The sequence below is a fragment of the Paraburkholderia jirisanensis genome (genome assembly GCF_054782355.1).
The window spans coordinates 334440-352408 of the sequence record NZ_BAAGSQ010000029.1 but is presented as its reverse complement, the minus strand read 5'-3'; the positions used below and the strand labels follow the sequence as shown (position 1 = coordinate 352408).

Here is a 17969-nt window from a genome sequence, read left to right as displayed (position 1 = left end):
GGCAATTGCGAAATTGACCGGCCCTGGTAACGTTTTTTACCGACCTGAAGCGATCCACTCGCGACCGGCTCGCGGGTATGCGAGCCGGCTCGCGCGGGGGTCGTTCAGTCAGGCGCCGTCAGTCAGGTGCAGTTAGCGCACCGGGTCGTAGATCGCCTGGTTGACGACGCTTTCAAGCCGCTCCTGCTGGCCGCTCAAATGCCGCGGTGCGATGCCGCGCGTGGTCGCATCGTGCGCCAGCGTTTCGAGCGTGAAGCCACCGGCGAGCACCTTGCGGCCGAAGTCGGTCTCCCATCCTGCATAACGCTGCTGCTTGAACGCTGCGAGCGTATCGCGTTCGACGAGGCGCGCGGCACGCTCGAGCGCCACTGCAATCGTATCGACCGCGCCGATGTGCCCATAAAACAGGTCATCCGGGTCGACGCTCTGACGCCGCACTTTCGCATCGAAATTCATGCCGCCGGTCGTAAAGCCACCGTTGCGCAGAATTTCGTAGAACGCCAGCGTGAGTTCTTCGACGCTGTTCGGAAATTGATCGGTATCCCAGCCGTTCTGCGGATCGCCGCGATTTGCATCGATGCTGCCGAACACGCCGAGCGCGAATGCCGTGGCGATTTCATGGTGGAACGAATGCCCCGCCAGCGTCGCATGATTGGCCTCGATATTCACGTGAATCTCGTCCTGCAAGCCGAATTGCGTCAGAAAGCCATGCACGGTGGCGACGTCGTAGTCGTATTGATGCTTGGTAGGCTCCTGCGGCTTCGGCTCGATCAGCAGCGCGCCCTTGAAGCCGCGCTTGTGCTTGTGCTCGACCACCATGCTCATAAAGCGGCCAAGCTGCTCGCGCTCGCGCTTCAGGTCGGTGTTCAGCAGCGTTTCGTAACCTTCGCGGCCGCCCCACAGCACGTAGTTTTCGCCGCCCAGACGCTGCGTCGCTTCCAGCGCTTCGAACACTTGCGTGGCCGCAAACGCGAACACGTCGGGGTTCGGATTGGTCGCCGCACCCGCCGCATAACGCGGATGCGAAAACAGGTTGGCCGTGCCCCACAGCAGCTTCACGCCGGTCTCCTGCTGCTTGCGTCCCAGATAGTCGGCGATCGCGCGAAAGTTGCTCACATATTGGCCGATGCTCTCGCCTTCCGGCGCCACGTCGTTATCGTGAAACGTGTAGAACGGCGTGCCGAGCTTCGCGAACAGTTCGAACGCGTGATCCGCCTTCAACTGCGCGCGTTTCATCGCATCGCCCGCGCCGTGCCACGGGCGCTCGAAGGTGCCCGGGCCGAACATGTCGGTGCCGGCCCAGCCGAAGGTATGCCAATAGCAGACGGCGAGCCGCAAATGATCTTCCATCCGCTTGCCGAGCACCAGCTTGTCGCGATCGTAGTGGCGATAAGCGAACGGGTTTTCCGTGTGCGGGCCTTCGTAGCGCACCGCGGGCAGATGTTCGAAATAGGACACGCGCGTCTCCTTGTTGATATGTTGCGTGCGTATCGTTTGGCGACAAGCGGTTTGGCGACAAGCGTTGGACGACAGCACGAGTGACGTCATGCTGCCAGCCTCGTGCATCGCGCGGCAATTGCGAAATCCGCCAGCGCGCTTGGTGATTCTTGCGGTCGGGTAAAAACGGCTGGCGGCCGTAGCGCGGCAACGCCTAGAATAAGCAACACACTTAATAACGAAGCGGCGCCGCGCAATGCGCCGCTTCGCATCAGGAGACGACGGTGCGGCGGCCTTCATGCGGCGCAGCATCGTGCGGAGAAGCAATGACACGCCAGCAAACCGCTCAACGGTCGCACCGGATCGCGTTGCTGTTCAATGCGAACAAGGTCTACGACCGCGAGATCATTACCGGGATCGGCAAATATCTGCTGTCCACGCGCGTCGCATGGGACCTGTTTCTCGAAGAGGATTTCCGCGCGCGGCTCGACGGCATCGAACACTTCGAAGGCGACGGCATCATTGCCGACTTCGACGACCCTGCCGTGTGCGCCGCGTTGAGCGATTGTCCGCTGCCGGTGGTCGCGGTCGGTTCGTCGTATCAGGACGAAGCGAAGTATCCGACCAATCTGCCGTACATCGCAACCGACAACCGCAAGCTGGTGTCGCTTGCATATTCGCATCTGATCGGCGCCGGCTTGCAGCGCTTTGCGCTGTACAGCCTGCCCGAATCGCCGACCAACCGTTGGGCGCAGGAACGCGAACTGGCCTTCAATGCGCTGCTGGCCGCCGACGGTATCAGCGGCGACGTGCATCGCGGGCTGCCGACCAGCGCGCCGGTATGGAACCAGGCGAGTGCGCAACTCACTGCGTGGCTGCAAGCGCTGCCGAAACCGGTCGGCGTGATCGCCGTCACCGATGCGCGCGCGCGGCAACTGCTGCAGGTGTGCCTGATTTCCGGCATCGCGGTGCCCGAAGAAGTGGCGATCATCGGCATCGACAACGATCCGCTCACGCGCTCGCTCACACGTATTCCGATTTCATCGGTGATCCAGGGCACCGAGGAAATGGGCCGCACTGCCGCGCATTTGCTGCATCAGATGCTGGGCGGCGCGCGCTTTGCCGGGCGGCGCATCCTGGTGCCGCCAGTCGGAATCAACGTGCTCGAGTCGACGCGCCATCAGCCGGTGTCGAGCCCGTATGTGATGCGTGCTCGACACTACATCCGTCAATACGGTTGCCAGGGCATCAAGACCGAACAGGTGGCCGATTACGTCGGCGTGTCGCGGTCGTCGCTCGAAGAACACTTCCGGCGCGAGCTCGGCTGCACCGTGCATCAGGAGATTCTCAATCACAAGCTCGAGGTCGCGAAACAGTTGCTCGCGCAACCGGATGTCTCGAGCAGCGAGGTCGCGATCCGCTGCGGCTTCACGTCGCTGCAGTACATGTACGCAGTGTTCCGCCGCGAACTCGGCTGTACCCCCCGCGAGTATCATGAGCGCCTGCAGGCCGCGCAGGCAACGCAACCCGGCTGACGCCCCGAACCCGATCCTTCACCCATGAATCTTGCAGAATCGCGCAGCTCCGATCGCGTCGCCCAGGCACGCATCACCGTCGATCGCTGGGGCTCGCTGCCCGGCGGCGACGCCGTCCGTCTCTTCACGCTGCGCAACGCGCACGGCATGCGCGTTACGCTGAGCGATCTCGGCGCGACGCTGGTGTCGTGGCATGCGGCCGACCGCGCCGGGCGCATCGCCGATGTCGTGCTCGGTCACGATACGCCCGCCGAATATCTGGCATCGACGTCGTTTTTCGGCGGCACCATCGGCCGCTGGGCGAACCGCATCGCGCACGCGCGTTTTGCGCTCGATGGCGTCACGTATCAGCTCGATCGCAACGAAGGCGACAACCTGCTGCACGGCGGCGCGAGCGGTTTTCACCGCGCGCTGTGGGAGGTGCGCGAAGTGGATGGCGCGCTGGTGTTTTCGCACGAATCGCCGGAGGGCGACGCGGGCTTTCCGGGCACGCTGGCGGTGACGGTGCGCTACGCGCTCGACGACGACGGTGCGCTGACGATCGACTACGACGCGAGCACCGATGCACCGACGCCGGTCAATCTGACCAATCATGCGTATTTCAATCTGGCCGGCGTGCCGGTCGAGCCGGCTCTCGATGTGCCGGACATTCGCGGCCATCTGATCGAAATCGACGCAGACGCGTTCCTCGAAGTCGACGCCGCGCTGATACCGGTTGGGCACACCAGCGTATCCGGCAATGCGTTCGACTTTCGCACCGAAGCGCCGATCGGCACGCGGCTCGACTGGCCGCACGCGCAGCTCGCGCGGGCGACGGGCTTCGATCATTGCTACGTGCTGAACCGCGCGGACGGCACGGTGCGGCGCGTGGCCGTGCTTTACGATCCGGGCAGCGGCCGCGAGTTGAGCGTCGAAACCGATGCGCGCGGCCTGCAGTTCTACTCGGGCAATTTTCTGCAAGGCGTGGTGGCGCGCGGCGGCAAGACGCTGCGCAAGCATGCGGCGCTGTGCCTCGAAACCGGCGGCTTTCCGAACCAGATCAATATGGACGATGCCGCCGACGTCGTGCTGCGGCCCGGCGAGCGGTACCGGCACACCACCGTTTATCGGCTCGGAGTGCGATAGATCGGCAGTGGCGCTGCACGTGGTTGCACGAACCGCTGCACAAGCCGCTCGCGCGCACCCGATGCGCGCACGGTAACCCTTCGAAACATTACAGGATGCTTCGAACACCTTGCGAAGATTGCGGCATTCGGATTGGCGTGAAATGATAGCGACTCTCATCTGAGTCATCTGAGCGCCAGCCAGCCCACCGCTCGCGTTTCCGCCTTCGGCGCAAACCGCGGCTAGCCAGCCGGACAGCCATCGAAGCGCGACGTACCTGCGGGTGGTTTGACACCCGACACCCGGTACGCCATGCGCCGCCGGTGGCGTCTTCATTCGTGGCAGTACGGCCCGCACCCCCTGCGTTGCGCGCACGAGCGCGGGCGCCGCGTGCCGTCTAGCCCGTTCGTCATCCACGCTGTCCAGTTTGCGGAGCCACCCTTGAATACCACCGACACGCTCGCGTCGGGCGCACCGCCCGTCACCCGTCTCGCGACTGCCGAAGGCACCGGTCAGTACGCGCAGCAACCCCGTTTGCGCCGCCTCACGTTCATTCGCTGGCTGCGCAAGATTCACGGCTGGATCGGCTTATGGGGCGCAGCTCTCGGGCTGTTGTTCGGCACCACCGGCTTTTTTCTGAATCACCGCGCCGGGCCGTTGCGCGTGTCGACCGGCACGCCGCAGGTCGAGGAGTTGCAGGTGCAAATGCCGAAGCCCGCGCCGAAATCGCCGCGCGAGCTGGCCGAATGGTTGAAGCAGGATCTGAAGATTGTGGGCAAGCCCGGCCGCGCGCAGAAAGAGCCGGCGCATCCTGTCGCATGGGGCGACCGCAGCGCGGTTCAGCCCGAACACTGGCAACTGTCGTTCGCTTCGCCGCAGCAGATGACGTCCGCCGACTACTGGGTCGGCAACGACTACGTCACCGTCAAGCGCAACGGCAACAGCTTCCTCGCCACGCTGACCAACCTGCATAAGGGCGTGGGCATGAGCGTCGGCTGGGTGTTGCTGGTCGATACGCTGGCGGGCAGCATCATTTTGCTGTCGCTCTCCGGCGTGCTGTTGTGGACGCAACTGAATACGCGGCGCACGATCGGCGCGGTGCTGGTGCTCGGCTCGATCGTCGCCGCGGTGTGCGTGGGGCTTGCCTGAGCGAGCGACGCTCGATGCGTGGCCGCCTGATGCCTGCGGCTTCCGACACCGCAGGCATATCCGCGATTTGCTAGCGGACGGCGCCATGCAACTGGCCGCCCGCGCTAGCCCGACGCGTCGCTCAACTCAATGGCTCAGCTAGCCGCGCGGTACATCGGCGCGCCGTTACGCGCACCCAGCAAGCCACCGTCCACCACCATTTCCGTCCCGGTCATTCCCGATGCGTCGTCCGACGCGAGGAACACCACTGCGGCCGCCACTTCTTCCGGTTCGGACAGACGGGCCATCGGAATCGTAGGCGCCAGCGCCTTTTCGGTCGCGTCGAGCGTCGCGCCTTCACGGGCGCCACGGGTCCAGATCGACGTGCGGGTGGCGCCCGGAATCACCGTATTCACGCGAATCCCACGCTCCACCAGTTCCGCGGCCAGCACGCGCGCCATGCCAGTCACGCCGGCCTTCGACGCCGAATACGCCGACGAGCCCGGCATCCCGAGTTCACGCATCACCGAGCCGTTCAGCACGAACGAACCACCTTCGCGCATCAGCGGTAGCGCGGCTTGCACGGTCAGGAACACGGCGGTCAGATTGGTGCGCACGATCAATTCGAACGCTTCTGCCGCGGTGCTGCCGACCGGCGTCGGGCCGCTGATGCCGGCGTTCGCGAACACCACGTCGAGCGAACCGAAGGCTTCGGACACTTGCTTGACGATCGTGTCGAGTGCGGCCGGGTCGTTCAGGTCCGCCTTGATACCGATCGCATTCGGGCCGAGTTCGCGGACCGCTTCGTCGAGCTTGTTGCCGTCGCGGCCGGTAATCGCGACGCGCGCGCCTTCCGCGATCAGCAGTTTTGCAGTCGAAAAGCCGATGCCGCCGTTGCCGCCCGTGACCAGTGCAGTTTTGTTCTGAAAACGCATGATGACCTCCAATCAGGTTGATGTGCCGGCCGCAGCACGCTTGCCGCGGCGGTTAATGATTGCGGTTGCAATCTTTGACGTAATGATATCGATCGCAATCAATATCTCCAAGCGCAATTTTTGCAACACTCTGTCTGGTCACATGATCTGAACGTCGAACCAGATAAAGGGGCTTATCAGTGGGCGTTGCGCGCCGGGGCAAGCGATCGCGTGCGTGGGTGCCGATCGGGTCTGGGGCCAGATGCCACGTGTTGCCGCGGCGGCTTCAACGCAACAGTATTTTTGAGATTTGCGCCTGCGCATCCCTGTCACAGAGGTTTTATAATTGCGCGTGCAATGAATTTGCAGCTGCCCTCCTACGCTCAGCAAACGCGTCGATGGCGCTGCCTGGAGTCAGGCGATGAAAGTCAGCAAGGAACAATCGGCGTTAAACCGCGCGAAGCTGGTCGAGACAGCCGCGCGGCTGATCCGCGAGCGCGGCATCGACGGCGTCGGTGTCGCGGAGATCGCCAAGGAGGCCGGTTTGACGCATGGCGCGCTGTATGCGCATTTCGCGTCGAAGGAAGCGCTGGCGGCCGAGGCGCTGTCGTTCGGGCTGGAGCGCGGCCACAGGCGCATGAGCGTCGCGCGCGAAGGCCGTCACCCGGGCTTTTCCGAGCTGCTCGACAGCTACCTGTCGGAGCGCAGCCGCAACGATATTGCGGAAGGTTGTGCGATGGCCGCGTCGATCAGCGAGATCTCGCGGCAGGATGTGTCAGTCAGTGCGCGCTTTGGCGATGGCTTCGAGCGGATGTCCAGGCTGATCGGCTCGAAACTCGACGCCGGCTTGCCCGACGCGGAACGCCGCGAACGCGCGCTGGCGGTGACGGCCGCGATGATCGGCGCGATTTCCGCGTCGCGCGCGGTGATGAAGGCGCGGCCGGAACTGGCCGACGAGATTCTGCGCGCAATGCGGCACGCTGTGGATCTGGTGGCTGGCGAAACGCGCGGGGACAAGAAAGACGGCAAGAAGGCAATCGCGAAAGCGTCAGCGTGAACATCGGCGCGCGTGTGGGCACGCGCCGCCGTGTCGCCAGTCGCCGGTCGCTACAGCAAACCTAGCGACGAAGCCTTCAACGTCGCCGCCGCCCGTGTCGAACACGCGAGCTTGCGGAACACGCTCTCGACATGCGTGCGCACCGTGCTCGGGCTCAACTCCAGTTCGCGCGCCGCTTCCTTGTTGCTGGCGCCGCGGCTGATCGAACGCAGCACGTCGATCTCGCGTGCGGACAGCACGGTCAACGCTCGCGCGCGCGCCGGCACCGCACGCGTCGCCGCAGCGTCCGGTGCATGCAGACACGCCAGCAACGCCGCTACCACGTCCGCGTCAAAACGCCCGCGCGCCGCCTCGTCGCGCAGAATCTGCGACGCTTCGCTCTCCGGCAGCGCGGCGCGCCACGGCCGCGTGGCACGCAGCGCGGTCCATGCGACTGCCGCCGCCAGCACGCGCGCTTCGAGCGGCAACGCGTCACGCCCGAGGCCACGAAAGTAACCCGAGCCGTCCGCGCGCTCATACGCATACGACGCGAGCTCCGCCGCGTCGGCGAGCGCGCCGGTCTGCTTGCCCGCGCGCGCGGTCCAATACGGCACGAGCCGCACGCGCTCCCACGCGGAGGCCGACAGTTGCGCCGGCGCATTCCACAGCGCATTCGGCACTGCCGCGCGGCCGATGCCGTGAATCAGCCCGGCCTGATACGCGCGGCGCTGCGCGAGCGGATCGGCGCCAAGCTGCGCGCAAACCCGCGCGGCGAGCGTCGCAACCGCACGCGAATAGCCGGTCATCCACGGCAGCTTCAGGTCGATCACATCGGCGATCAGCTCGGCCGCGGTTGCATTGGCCATCGCCGGCGTTGCCAGCGCCGCATCGAGTTCGGCCGCCGGCATCCGGCCAAGCGTGTCGAACCACTGCGACGCATGCGTCGCGGCCAGCGTCACCAGCGCTTGCGGATAGCGTGCACCGCCGCGTTGCGCGATCAGTTGCTGCGCACCCTCGAGCCCATGCACGCGCGCGAAGATCTCCAGATCGCACGCAATGCCGATCATATAGACCACCGGTGGCACTGCGTCGCCGGCCAGCACGCCCGGCACGCCGCCGCCGTCCCACGCTTCGAATACATGCCGCAACGCGGTTTCGGTGGTGCCTGACAGACCCAGCGTGCGCGCCACTTCGCCCGACACCTCACAGTGAATCTGCGCGAGCGGCGTCAACGCGGCGTGGGTGCCGCCAAGCGCGGCGAGCGGTTGATCCCATTGCGGCTCGGCTGCCAGCATCGCAGCACGGCTGCCGATGTCGTCGCCGAGTACATCCGCGAAGCCGGCTGCGTTCGCGGTACAACCCGACCAGCGCAATAGCGAGGCCTCGACCACCGCGCAGCACAGCGCATCGTCGGCGCCGGCCGCGCGTGCGAGTTGCGTGGCGAGCCACGCGGCGCGCAGCGAGTGATCGGTCGGCTGCCCCATGCTGAGATCGCCGATGAATGCCAACGCCTTGACCGCATCGAACACGCGGATCTCGGCGCCCGGGTGTTGCGGACAGGCCGGTGTGTTCATGAAAAGCTGGCCCTCGGGCCGGATGAAATGGAAGAACCAGCGAACTATACCGGAGCGGTCCGGCGCGCTTCGCCCCGGATACGCGAAAGCATTCAATCTGCTTACGTTGCGCGCCGATGCCCGGGGTCGGTCATCCGACCGATACCGCCCTTTTCGTGTGGCTGCGATGCTTACGTCCATCCCAACCCGTTAAGGAAACCGAGATGAAAACGCTGCTGAAGAAGACCGTTGCTTCCGTGCTGATGATGGGCGGCCTGTTCGCGATGCAAGCGTCGCACGCTGCTCAACCGCAGGACCTGAAAGGCAAGAACGTGGTGCTGGTGCATGGCGCGTTCGCCGATGGCGCCGGCAGCTGGGACAAGGTGATTCCGCTGCTCGAAGCGCGCGGCCTGCATGTGGTGGCGGTGCAAAACCCGCTGAGCTCGCTGCAATCGGACGTCGATGCGGCAAAGCGCGTGATCGACCAACAGCAGGGACCGGTCGTGCTGGTCGGCCATTCGTGGGGCGGCACGGTGATCACCGAAGCCGGCAACGACGACAAGGTCGACGCGCTGGTGTACGTCGCCGCGTTCGCGCCCGACAACGGCCAGTCGATCAACGACATGGTGAAGGGTCAGCCCGCACCTTCGTGGGCGAGCGAGCTGCAGAAGGATTCCGCCGGCTACCTGACGCTGTCGACCAAGGCCGTGCTGAACGACTTCGCGCAAGACCTGCCGGTGCCGCAACGACGCCTGATCGCGGCCACCCAGGGCCCGCTGAACGCCGCCTGCTTCGACGACAAGGTCAGCACCGCGGCATGGCATAACAAGCCGACCTCGTTCGTGATTCCCGGCCAGGATCATATGATCGATCCGCGTCTGCAAGAGGCCGAAGCGCAGGCGATGCACGCCAGCGTCACGCACGTGAACGGCAGCCACGTCGTGATGGTCAGCCAGCCGCAAGCCGTGGCCAACGCGATCATCGCGGCCGCCAGCAAGATCCAGTAAGCGTTGCTGCTGTCAGCGCTCGCGCCGTGCCGCGCGGGCGCTTTTACCGTTGCGGCTTTGGCCGATAAAAGGTGCGCCCGCAATCATGCCGGCGCACTTCGCACAACAAATCTCAAAAGCGCAGCGCGCGCATTGCACTCCGGCGTGTGATCGTCTTTAGTAAAAGAAGCTCGGCGCTCGTGACGTCCGATGCCTTCCACGTGAAAAGGAGCAGACCGTGCACAAACTGAATGCCACACTGGGTTTCGCCGCCGCGCTGACGCTCGCGCTCGCCGGTGCTGCCGGCTCTGCGCAAGCGCAGGGCCTGTCCGTGCAGGACGACGTGCACGCGCCGCAAAACAGCACGAAGCTGATGCCGAATGCGGCGCTCGGCAGCGAGTATCCGACGCATGGCAATCGCCAGGCCGGCGAACTCGAACTGAACCCGACCGATCCGCGCGCGCAACTGGTGAATGGGCAGCCGAATAACGCCGGGGCCGGCGGCTATGGCTCACCGTTGGCCGGGCGGCGCGATAACGTGATGCCGATGCAAGGCGCGGTGCAGCAGATGCCGACGCCGCGCAATACGACCGACTGAGCGACCGACTGAGCGGGTGAACGAGCGGCCGGCTCAGCGACCCACCGCGCGACCAACGAAAAAAAGCCCGCGCTTTTGCGCGGGCAACCTTCCTGCGGAGAACCCTGTTAGCCGCGATGCAGCAGCATCGGCATCATTTCTTGTAGATCCGTTTGCGCGTCTCTTCGAGCTGCGCCAGGATCGCATCGAGTTTGGCCGGATCGGAGATGAACTGCTGCATGCCCTTCATCCCTTCGTCGGCCATTTCCTTCGTCATATCGCGGTCGTAGAACTGCGCGATACCGCCTTTGGTGTTCGCCAGAATCTGAAAGCCGATCTTCGAGATCGGGTCTTCCGGCTCCGGCGATTTGCTGTTCGCCGATAGCGAGCCGAGTCCCTTCGCGAGTTCTGCACCGATTTGCGGCGTCTCGACGAACGCGAGGAACGCGTGCGCATCGGCCTTGTTTTTCGCGCGCGACGGAATGTGCAGCGATTCGACCGGACCGTCTTCGGCGGTCGGCACGTTCGGGTCGATGATCGGGAACTGGAAGAAGCTCATATTCGGCTTCACGTTGGCCGGAAAACCGCTGGTGATAAACGTGCCCATCAGCATCATCGCGGCCTTGCCCTGGAACAGGAACGGTTGCGCGGCGTCCAGATCGTACGACAGCGAGTTGTCGATGAAGTCGTGATCGTCGATCAGCTGCTTCCACGTGGTGTAGACCTTTTTCACGCGCGGATCGGTGTACGGAATCTCGCCGGCCATCAGTTGCTGGTGGAAGGCGTTACCGTTCAGACGCAGGTCCAGATAATCGAACCAGCCGGCCAGCGTCCATGCATCGCGCCCGGCCACCGCGAACGGCGTAATGCCGGCGGCTTTCAGCTTGCGGCACGCGTCCTGCAGCTCAGCCCAGGTTTTCGGCTCGGACGTAATGCCGGCCTTCTGGAACAGGTCCTTGCGATAGAACATGCCCCACGAGTAATAGACGGTCGGCGCCGCATACTGCTTGCCCTGATACGACGACGCCTCTTTGGTCGACGCATACATGTCGTTCCAGCCGTTCTTCGCCCAGTCGCCGGACAGGTCTTCGAACAGGCCGCGCTTCGCGTAGTACGCCATGCGCTCACCGTTGTGCCAGTTGACGATATCCGGCGCGACGGTGGTCAGCCAGCCGGGCAGCTGCACCTTGTAGGCTTCCTCATCGACGAACGATGCCTTGATGTCGACGCCCGGATGGGTCTTCTTGAACTGGTCGAGAACCGACTGCCACACCGCGCGCTGGCTCGCGCCTTTGAACGCGATGTTGATGGTCAGCGTGCCGGCCGCGGCGCTGGCGGGAAACGACAATGCAGCCGCGCTTGCCGCGGCCGCTATCGCGATCGCGGCGGCTGCGCGCACGCTGCGTGCCTTCAGTGCTTTTAGGGTCATGCGTTGTCTCCAATGGTTTTTGCTTTCTGGGGCACTGCTATTGAGCTGCGATTTCAGCTCCGGTATGCGGCCACGCCTTGCGGTTCCACTTCGCGCGCGCCGATCACGAACGCCGCCGCGTCGACGCCATCGATCGTATGTGCCTGCGCGCCGTAATTGAACACGTAGGTCAAGCCGCCGCGCCGGCTCACGCGCAGGCTGTCGCCAAGCGCGAGCGGCACGAGACCCGCTTCCAGCGCGATGCGCGCAAGCAGTTGCTCAGTCAACTGCGCATCGAACACGCTCGCGAAATAATGCGCCGCACCGTGCCGCACGTACGCAGGGTGACCGTCGGCAAAGCGCGCGCGCACGTCGATCACGCTGTCGCCGGTGTCGATCAGGTCGCGCCAGCAGCGTCCGTGACCTTCGAGCGCGGCATCCACGCGCACGCTCTCGGTCACGTTCGGCCGCAGCGATTCGACGCGCCACACACGCATCGGCAACAACGCGGCAAGCGGGCCCGGCGGCAGGTTCGCGGGAATCTGCAGATCGCGCGTCTTCGAACCGCTGCGCGGTCCGAACACCACATGCGCCTGCGACGCCGCCACGCGCGTGGCGAAATCGTCCGGCACCACCGGCAGCGGCGGCACCACCACGAGCTTGTATGCGTCTAGCGATGCCGTCGCCGGAATCACGTCGACATCGAAACCGAGTGCACGCAGCGCCGAGTAATACTCGAACGCGAGCCGCGGATAATGGAAATCGGCGCCCTGTGGATGAATCTCGAACAGCCACTTCGCTTCATAGTCGTAGACCAGCGCGACTTTGGCGGGCACTTTCGCATCGGCACCGGCATCCACCGCCGGCACCGCACGAATTTCCTCCGCCACGCGCGCCGCTTCGCTGCCGCCGATATCGAGCCGGTTGTCCGGCGTATTCAGCCCCGCGTGCATCTGCTCCTGCGCGAACGGCGCCTGGCGCCATCTGAAATACGACACGCAACCCGCGCCGTGCGCGAACGCTTCCCAGCTCCACAGCCGCACCATGCCCGGCAGCGGCGCCGGATTCCAGTGCGCCCAGTTGACCGGCCCCGGCTGCTGCTCCATCACCCAGAACGGCAGCTTCGACATGCCGCGGTACACGTCGTGATTGAACGACGCGAAATCCGGATGACCGGTGCGCAGCCATTGCGCCTTCAGTTCCGGCGCGAACCATTGCTCTTCGAGTGCGCCGAGCGGATAGCTGTCCCACGTCGCAACGTCGAGATCGGCGGCGACCTTGTAGTGATCGAACTCGGTAAAGAGCTGCATGAAGTTGTGCGCGATCGGCCGGCCCGGCGAATGCGCACGGATGATCTCGACCTGCATGCGGTTGTAGCGCGCCACCTCATCCGAAGCGAAGCGCCGGTAGTCGAACCGGTGCGACGGATGCGCTTCGGTGACGGTGCCGACCGGCACGTCGATTTCGTCGAAGCTGCGGTACTCCATGCTCCAGAACACCGTGCCCCACGCGCGGTTCAACGCCTCGATGCTGCCGTACTGCGCCTTCAGCCATTCGCGGAAACGCGCGAGCGCGGCCGGCGAATAGCTGACCACGGTGTTGTGGCAGCCGTATTCGTTATCGGTCTGCCAGTAGCCAACAGCAGGATGTTTGCCGTAGCGTTCGGCCACTGCACTGCAGATCGTGCGCGACGCTTCGAAATACGCCGGCGACGAGAAATCGTAATGACGGCGCGAGCCGAAACCGCGCGTGCGGCCATCGGCGCCGACCGGCAGGATCTCCGGATGACGATCGATCAGCCACTTCGGCGGAGTCGCAGTCGGTGTGCACATCACCACTTTCAGGCCCGCGTTGCCGAGCACGTCGACCGCGCGATCGAGCCAGCCCCAGTCGTATTCGCCAGGCGTGGGCTCCATGCGGCTCCACGCGAATTCGGCAATCCGCACCTGCTCGATGCCGAGTGCCTTCATGCGGCGCGCGTCGTCTTCCCACAGCGACTCCGGCCAGTGTTCCGGGTAATAGCAGACTCCAAGACGCATCGCAGGTCCTTTTACGCGTAGTGTGCGACGGCCGCCGCGCCGGGCGCGGGCACGGCGAAGCCGTCTTCGGTGAACAGATGGCAGGTGGCGGCGGGCGCGCGAAAGCTCGCGCGCGCACCGATCTCGACGCTCGTACCGCCGGCCACCTTCGCAATCAGCGTGTCGCCGCCGGGCTGGTCGAGGTGCACGTAGCTGTGCTCGCCGAGATGCTCGACCAGCGACACCTGGCGCGTGAGCGTCGCGTCGCGTGCATCGTCGGCCGCGGCGCGCGCCGCATCGAGCAGTTCGAGATGTTCGGGGCGCACGCCGAACGTGACCGGCTGCGCGGGCTGCAAGCCGCTGCCGTTGGCAGCCACACGCAGGCGTTCGTTGGTATGGGCAAGCGTGACGGTCACGTGCTGCGCGTCGGCCGCGGCGACCGTGGCCGGCAGGAAATTCATTCGCGGCGAACCGATAAAGCCCGCGACGAAACGGCTATTGGGCCGGTGATACAACTCGAGCGGCGCACCGACCTGCGCAATGCTGCCGTGGCGCTCGGTATCCTTGCCCGCGTGCAGCAGCACGATGCGGTCGGCCAGCGTCATCGCTTCGGTCTGATCGTGCGTCACGTAGACCACGCTCGCCTTCGCAAACTGCCGGTGCAGCTTTGCGATTTCGATGCGGGTCTGGCCGCGCAACGTAGCGTCGAGATTCGACAGCGGCTCGTCGAACAGAAACACACCCGGCTCGCGCACGATCGCGCGGCCAATCGCCACACGTTGCCGCTGCCCGCCGGACAGCGCACGCGGGCGGCGATCAAGCAAGGCTTCGAGTTGCAGGATGCGGGCGGCCTCGCGTACCTTGCGGTCGATTTCGCTTTTCGGCACCTTCGCGAGCTTCATGCCGAACGCCATGTTCTCGTAGACGCTCATATGCGGAAACAGCGCATAGCTCTGGAACACCATCGCGACGCCGCGTTCGGCCGCGGGCACGTCGTTGACGAGCTTGCCGCCGATCGACAGGTCGCCGTCGGTGACGTCTTCGAGACCGGCGATCATCCGCAGCAGCGTGGACTTGCCGCAGCCCGACGGACCGAGGAACACGCAGAACTCGTTTTCGCCGATCTCGAGATCGACGTTGCGGATCACCGCGGCGCCCTCGCCGTACGCTTTCTGTACGCCGCGTAACGAAATACTCGCCATCGTCTCCACTCCATGTTTAAATCGGCGGAGCCGGAGATTAAGCGCTTAACCAAGAGGCCCGAAAAAACGATCGCAATGGCGATCGCCGGGCTCGATGGCTTTGTCTCCGCTCTTGTGCTTGTTTGTGCGGAGATGGTGCCGTGCGCCGCGCCGCAACGCAAATCGTGAGAAAACATCCCACATACTGACGAATCGAAGCCGATGTCCACCTTGAGCGAAGTCGCCGCGCATGCCGGCGTCACCTCGGCCACCGTATCGAACGTGCTGCGCAACCGCGGGCGGGTCGGCGAAGCGACCCGGCAGCGCGTGCTGGCCGCCGTCGAGGCGCTCGGCTACCGGCCGCATCTGGCGGCACGCGCATTGGCCGAAGGCCGTGCGCCAACCATCGCGCTGATGGTGTCGAGCATCGCCAATCCGTTCTATCCGGAGTTCGCGCTGGCGGTCGAGCGCGCGGCGCGCGAGCGCGGCCGTTACGTGATCATCTGCAACACGAATCAGGACCCGCTGGCGGGCCGCGCATATCTCGAGCAGATTGCCGGCACCTTGTCGGAAGGCGTGCTGGTGATGAACGCGAATCTCGATCTGGTCGACCTGCATCGAACCGCGGCACGCGGCACGCCGGTGGTGTTGTGCATGTGGGAACGGCCAAACGATCCGCCGGGCTTGCCGTGCGTCGCGGTCGATTTCCGGCGTGCGGGCGAACTGGCGGCGCAGCATCTGCTGGAGCTCGGGCATCGGCAGATCGCGGTGATCGTCGGAAGCAAGAGGGCGGGCATTCATGCGGCGCGTTACGAGGGCTTTGTCGATGCGCTGCGTGCCGCGGGTGTGAAACTGCCGCGCGCCTGCGTGCGGTACGCAGCCGATACGATTGAAGGCGGCTATGCGGCGGCGCGCGAACTGCTCGACGCGCATCCGGCCACTAGCGCGATCTTCGCGACCAACGATTTGCCCGCGCTCGGTTCGATTCACGCGGCGCTCGATGCGGGGCGCGATGTACCCGCGGATCTATCCGTAATTGGCATCACCGATATCCAGCCGGCACGGCAGTCGCGTCCGCCGCTCACCACGGTGGCGGTGCCGACGGTGGAAGCGGCACACCAGGCGGTTGCGTTGTTGCTGAAACTGATCGAGCAGCCGCCGCGCCGCGGACGCAATGCACAGCAAGATGCGAGTGTGTGCGAGACGTCGGCGCCGCAGCTGGTGGTGCGCGGTTCGACCGGCCCACTCCAACCACTCCAACCGCAGCGGCGCGGTCAGGCCCGACGTGCGACTTGAGCGATATGGCTCAAGCGCTGCGAGTTGATTGACCTTTGAATCTATCCTACACCGGTCGGCCCATTCAGCACGACGCGCACCTTGCGCGCCAGTTCGGTACGCTGATACGGCTTGTGAATGATCGCGAATTCCGCACCATTCGAATCCTTGCGTTCTAGCGACGGATCCGCATAACCGGTAGTGAGCAGCACCCTGATGTGCGGTTGCAGCCGCTGCGCCTCGCGCGCGAGCATTACACCGTTCATGTTGCCAGGCATGATCAGATCGGTGAACAGCAGGTCGATTGCCAGCCCATCCTGCAGTGCGCTCAACGCCTGTTTCGCGTCGAGCACCACTCGCGTGCGATAACCAATCTGCTGCAGCATCGCCTGTGCGACCTCGGCCACTTCGACGCGATCGTCGACGATCAGCACCATCTCGTTGTGCGCCTGCTCGATCGCTTTAGGCGCGGCCGGCCGCGCGAGCTTCGCATCCTGCGCGGCGGGGAAATAGAGCCGCAGCGTAGTGCCCACGCCAAGCTCCGAATACAGGTTCACCGCGCCGCCCGACTGCTTCGCAAAACCGTACACCATCGAAAGGCCGAGCCCCGTGCCCTTGCCCTCATCCTTGGTCGTGAAGAACGGATCCATCACGCGGTCGACGATTTCCGGCGCGATGCCGGTGCCATTGTCGGAAATCGAAATCGACACGTAGCTGCCCGGCGGAAGATCGGCAAAGCCGATCACCTGCGGCCGGTCGATCTGCAGGCTTTGCGTGCGCACCGTCACGATGCCGTCGCGGCGCTTGGCCAGCGCGTCGCGCGCGTTGAGCAGCACATTGAGCAGTGCCACTTCGAGCTGGCTCGAATCGAGCCGGCAATTGCTGAGGTTTTCTTCAAACTCGGTCTTCAGCGTGACATCCTCGCCGAGCGTGCGCCGCGCGAGTTCGACCATGCCGTCGGCCAGCGCATTCAGATTGACCGTGCGGCCCACCAGCTTCTGCTTGCGCGCAAACGCGAGCAGATGCTGTGTCAGCGTGCTCGCCTTGGTGACCGCGCCGCGCATCTTGTCGAGATTGCGCAGCATGCCTGCACCGTCCACCTTGCGTTCGAGGCCCAACTGCATCACGTCGACGTAGCCCGACATCACCTGCAGCAGGTTGTTGAAGTCGTGCGCGATGCCGCCGGTCAACTGGCCGAGCGCTTCCATTTTCTGCGCCTGATGCAGCGCGTCCTCGGCGTCGCGGCGCCGGCTTATATCGAGCTGCGAGCCGAAGTAGTACACCAGTTTGCCCTGCTCGTCGAACACCGGCGAGATGAACAACGCATTCCAGAAGGTCGTGCCGTCCTTGCGGTAGTTCAGGATTTCGGTGGCCATCTCGCGGCGCTCCGCCACCGCGCGCCGCACTTCGTCGATCGTCGATGGATCGGTTTCGGGACCCTGCAGCATGCGACAGTTGTTGCCGATGATCTCCGGCAACTCGTAGCCCGTCATGCGCAAAAACGCATGGTTCGCGAACAGGATCGGCTGACCCGGCGCGTGTGGATCGGTGACGACCATCGGCATGCGGGTGGTCGAGACGGCTGCGAAAAAGACATCGTCACGGTGATCGGATATCTGGTGCGCACCGCTGCGAATCGTAGTTTGTGTACGTGGCGTATCCATAGAGCTAAGCGCAACACGTACGATGCGCCGCGCACATTGCAATGCGTCGCTTGCGGTATCGGCATGTCGCACTCCACGGGTAGTGGCGATACCCAACCTCTGCGATTTCCATGCCCGACCGTCGCGTCGCATCGGTCGTGCGCCTGCTGCCGA

General features: G+C 64.7%; 14 protein-coding genes. 7 read left to right on the top strand and 7 right to left on the bottom strand.

Going from position 1 to position 17969, the window contains the following annotated elements; translation table 11 throughout:
- Positions 1-132: 132 nt before the first annotated feature.
- Entirely contained in the window at positions 133-1458 is a 1326-nt protein-coding gene (gene xylA / locus ACYVNQ_RS27280) for a xylose isomerase (protein ID WP_460906707.1), read from the bottom strand.
- Positions 1459-1763: 305 nt separating this feature from the next.
- On the opposite strand from xylA, the gene ACYVNQ_RS27275 reads away from it, so the two are divergent.
- The 3 genes from ACYVNQ_RS27275 to ACYVNQ_RS27265 all read left to right on the top strand — a co-directional run bounded on the left by ACYVNQ_RS27275 (position 1764) and on the right by ACYVNQ_RS27265 (position 5225).
- Positions 1764-2972 (top strand): XylR family transcriptional regulator, encoded by a 1209-nt coding sequence (locus ACYVNQ_RS27275; RefSeq protein WP_460906705.1) that lies wholly within the window; start codon positions 1764-1766, stop codon positions 2970-2972.
- 24 nt (positions 2973-2996) lie between these two features.
- A complete protein-coding gene (locus tag ACYVNQ_RS27270) occupies positions 2997-4097 on the top strand; it encodes an aldose epimerase family protein (RefSeq protein ID WP_460906703.1) in 1101 nt (366 codons plus the stop codon).
- A gap of 420 nt (positions 4098-4517) precedes the next feature.
- Positions 4518-5225, top strand: a complete 708-nt coding sequence (locus ACYVNQ_RS27265; RefSeq protein WP_460906701.1) for a PepSY-associated TM helix domain-containing protein — start codon at positions 4518-4520, stop codon at positions 5223-5225.
- A gap of 134 nt (positions 5226-5359) precedes the next feature.
- Here the strand turns inward: ACYVNQ_RS27265 and ACYVNQ_RS27260 are convergent, their stop codons facing one another.
- Positions 5360-6139, bottom strand: a complete 780-nt coding sequence (locus ACYVNQ_RS27260; RefSeq protein WP_460906699.1) for an SDR family NAD(P)-dependent oxidoreductase — start codon at positions 6137-6139, stop codon at positions 5360-5362.
- Between the two features lie 400 nt (positions 6140-6539).
- Between ACYVNQ_RS27260 and ACYVNQ_RS27255 the strand changes: the two genes are divergently transcribed.
- Positions 6540-7175, top strand: a complete 636-nt coding sequence (locus ACYVNQ_RS27255; protein ID WP_460906697.1) for a TetR family transcriptional regulator — start codon at positions 6540-6542, stop codon at positions 7173-7175.
- A 50-nt stretch (positions 7176-7225) separates the two neighbouring features.
- Here ACYVNQ_RS27255 and ACYVNQ_RS27250 read toward each other — a convergent pair whose 3' ends face one another.
- Positions 7226-8728, bottom strand: coding sequence for an HD domain-containing phosphohydrolase (locus ACYVNQ_RS27250; protein ID WP_460906695.1), 1503 nt, complete (start codon positions 8726-8728; stop codon positions 7226-7228).
- Positions 8729-8931: 203 nt separating this feature from the next.
- Between ACYVNQ_RS27250 and ACYVNQ_RS27245 the strand changes: the two genes are divergently transcribed.
- A complete protein-coding gene (locus ACYVNQ_RS27245) occupies positions 8932-9714 on the top strand; it encodes an alpha/beta fold hydrolase (protein WP_460906693.1) in 783 nt (260 codons plus the stop codon).
- A gap of 226 nt (positions 9715-9940) precedes the next feature.
- Positions 9941-10291 (top strand): hypothetical protein, encoded by a 351-nt coding sequence (locus ACYVNQ_RS27240; protein ID WP_460907713.1) that lies wholly within the window; start codon positions 9941-9943, stop codon positions 10289-10291.
- A gap of 133 nt (positions 10292-10424) precedes the next feature.
- Here ACYVNQ_RS27240 and ACYVNQ_RS27235 read toward each other — a convergent pair whose 3' ends face one another.
- The 3 genes from ACYVNQ_RS27235 to ACYVNQ_RS27225 form a co-directional block, all read right to left on the bottom strand.
- Positions 10425-11684, bottom strand: a complete 1260-nt coding sequence (locus ACYVNQ_RS27235) for an ABC transporter substrate-binding protein (protein WP_460907711.1) — start codon at positions 11682-11684, stop codon at positions 10425-10427.
- A 68-nt stretch (positions 11685-11752) separates the two neighbouring features.
- Complete coding sequence (locus tag ACYVNQ_RS27230; RefSeq protein ID WP_460906691.1) at positions 11753-13717, bottom strand: beta-galactosidase; 1965 nt, start codon at positions 13715-13717, stop codon at positions 11753-11755.
- A gap of 11 nt (positions 13718-13728) precedes the next feature.
- Positions 13729-14898, bottom strand: a complete 1170-nt coding sequence (locus tag ACYVNQ_RS27225) for an ABC transporter ATP-binding protein (protein ID WP_460906689.1) — start codon at positions 14896-14898, stop codon at positions 13729-13731.
- 201 nt (positions 14899-15099) lie between these two features.
- Here ACYVNQ_RS27225 and ACYVNQ_RS27220 point away from each other — a divergent pair, with 201 nt between their 5' ends.
- Positions 15100-16173: a LacI family DNA-binding transcriptional regulator gene (locus tag ACYVNQ_RS27220; protein ID WP_460906687.1), complete on the top strand. Its 1074-nt coding sequence runs from the start codon at positions 15100-15102 to the stop codon at positions 16171-16173.
- Between the two features lie 41 nt (positions 16174-16214).
- On the opposite strand, the gene ACYVNQ_RS27215 is transcribed toward ACYVNQ_RS27220, so the two are convergent.
- On the bottom strand, positions 16215-17816 hold the full coding sequence (locus ACYVNQ_RS27215) for a histidine kinase famiy protein (protein WP_460906685.1): 1602 nt from the start codon (positions 17814-17816) through the stop codon (positions 16215-16217).
- Between the last annotated feature and the right edge of the window lie 153 nt (positions 17817-17969).

Coding starts and splice junctions, on each gene's coding strand:
- ACYVNQ_RS27255 (WP_460906697.1), top strand. CDS start 6,540: ATGAAAGTCAGCAAGGAACAATCGGCGTTAAACCGCGCGAAGCTGGTC.
- ACYVNQ_RS27275 (WP_460906705.1), top strand. CDS start 1,764: ATGACACGCCAGCAAACCGCTCAACGGTCGCACCGGATCGCGTTGCTG.
- ACYVNQ_RS27270 (WP_460906703.1), top strand. CDS start 2,997: ATGAATCTTGCAGAATCGCGCAGCTCCGATCGCGTCGCCCAGGCACGC.
- ACYVNQ_RS27215 (WP_460906685.1), bottom strand. CDS start 17,816: ATGGATACGCCACGTACACAAACTACGATTCGCAGCGGTGCGCACCAG.
- ACYVNQ_RS27220 (WP_460906687.1), top strand. CDS start 15,100: ATGTCCACCTTGAGCGAAGTCGCCGCGCATGCCGGCGTCACCTCGGCC.
- ACYVNQ_RS27230 (WP_460906691.1), bottom strand. CDS start 13,717: ATGCGTCTTGGAGTCTGCTATTACCCGGAACACTGGCCGGAGTCGCTG.
- ACYVNQ_RS27245 (WP_460906693.1), top strand. CDS start 8,932: ATGAAAACGCTGCTGAAGAAGACCGTTGCTTCCGTGCTGATGATGGGC.
- ACYVNQ_RS27250 (WP_460906695.1), bottom strand. CDS start 8,728: ATGAACACACCGGCCTGTCCGCAACACCCGGGCGCCGAGATCCGCGTG.
- ACYVNQ_RS27225 (WP_460906689.1), bottom strand. CDS start 14,898: ATGGCGAGTATTTCGTTACGCGGCGTACAGAAAGCGTACGGCGAGGGC.
- ACYVNQ_RS27260 (WP_460906699.1), bottom strand. CDS start 6,139: ATGCGTTTTCAGAACAAAACTGCACTGGTCACGGGCGGCAACGGCGGC.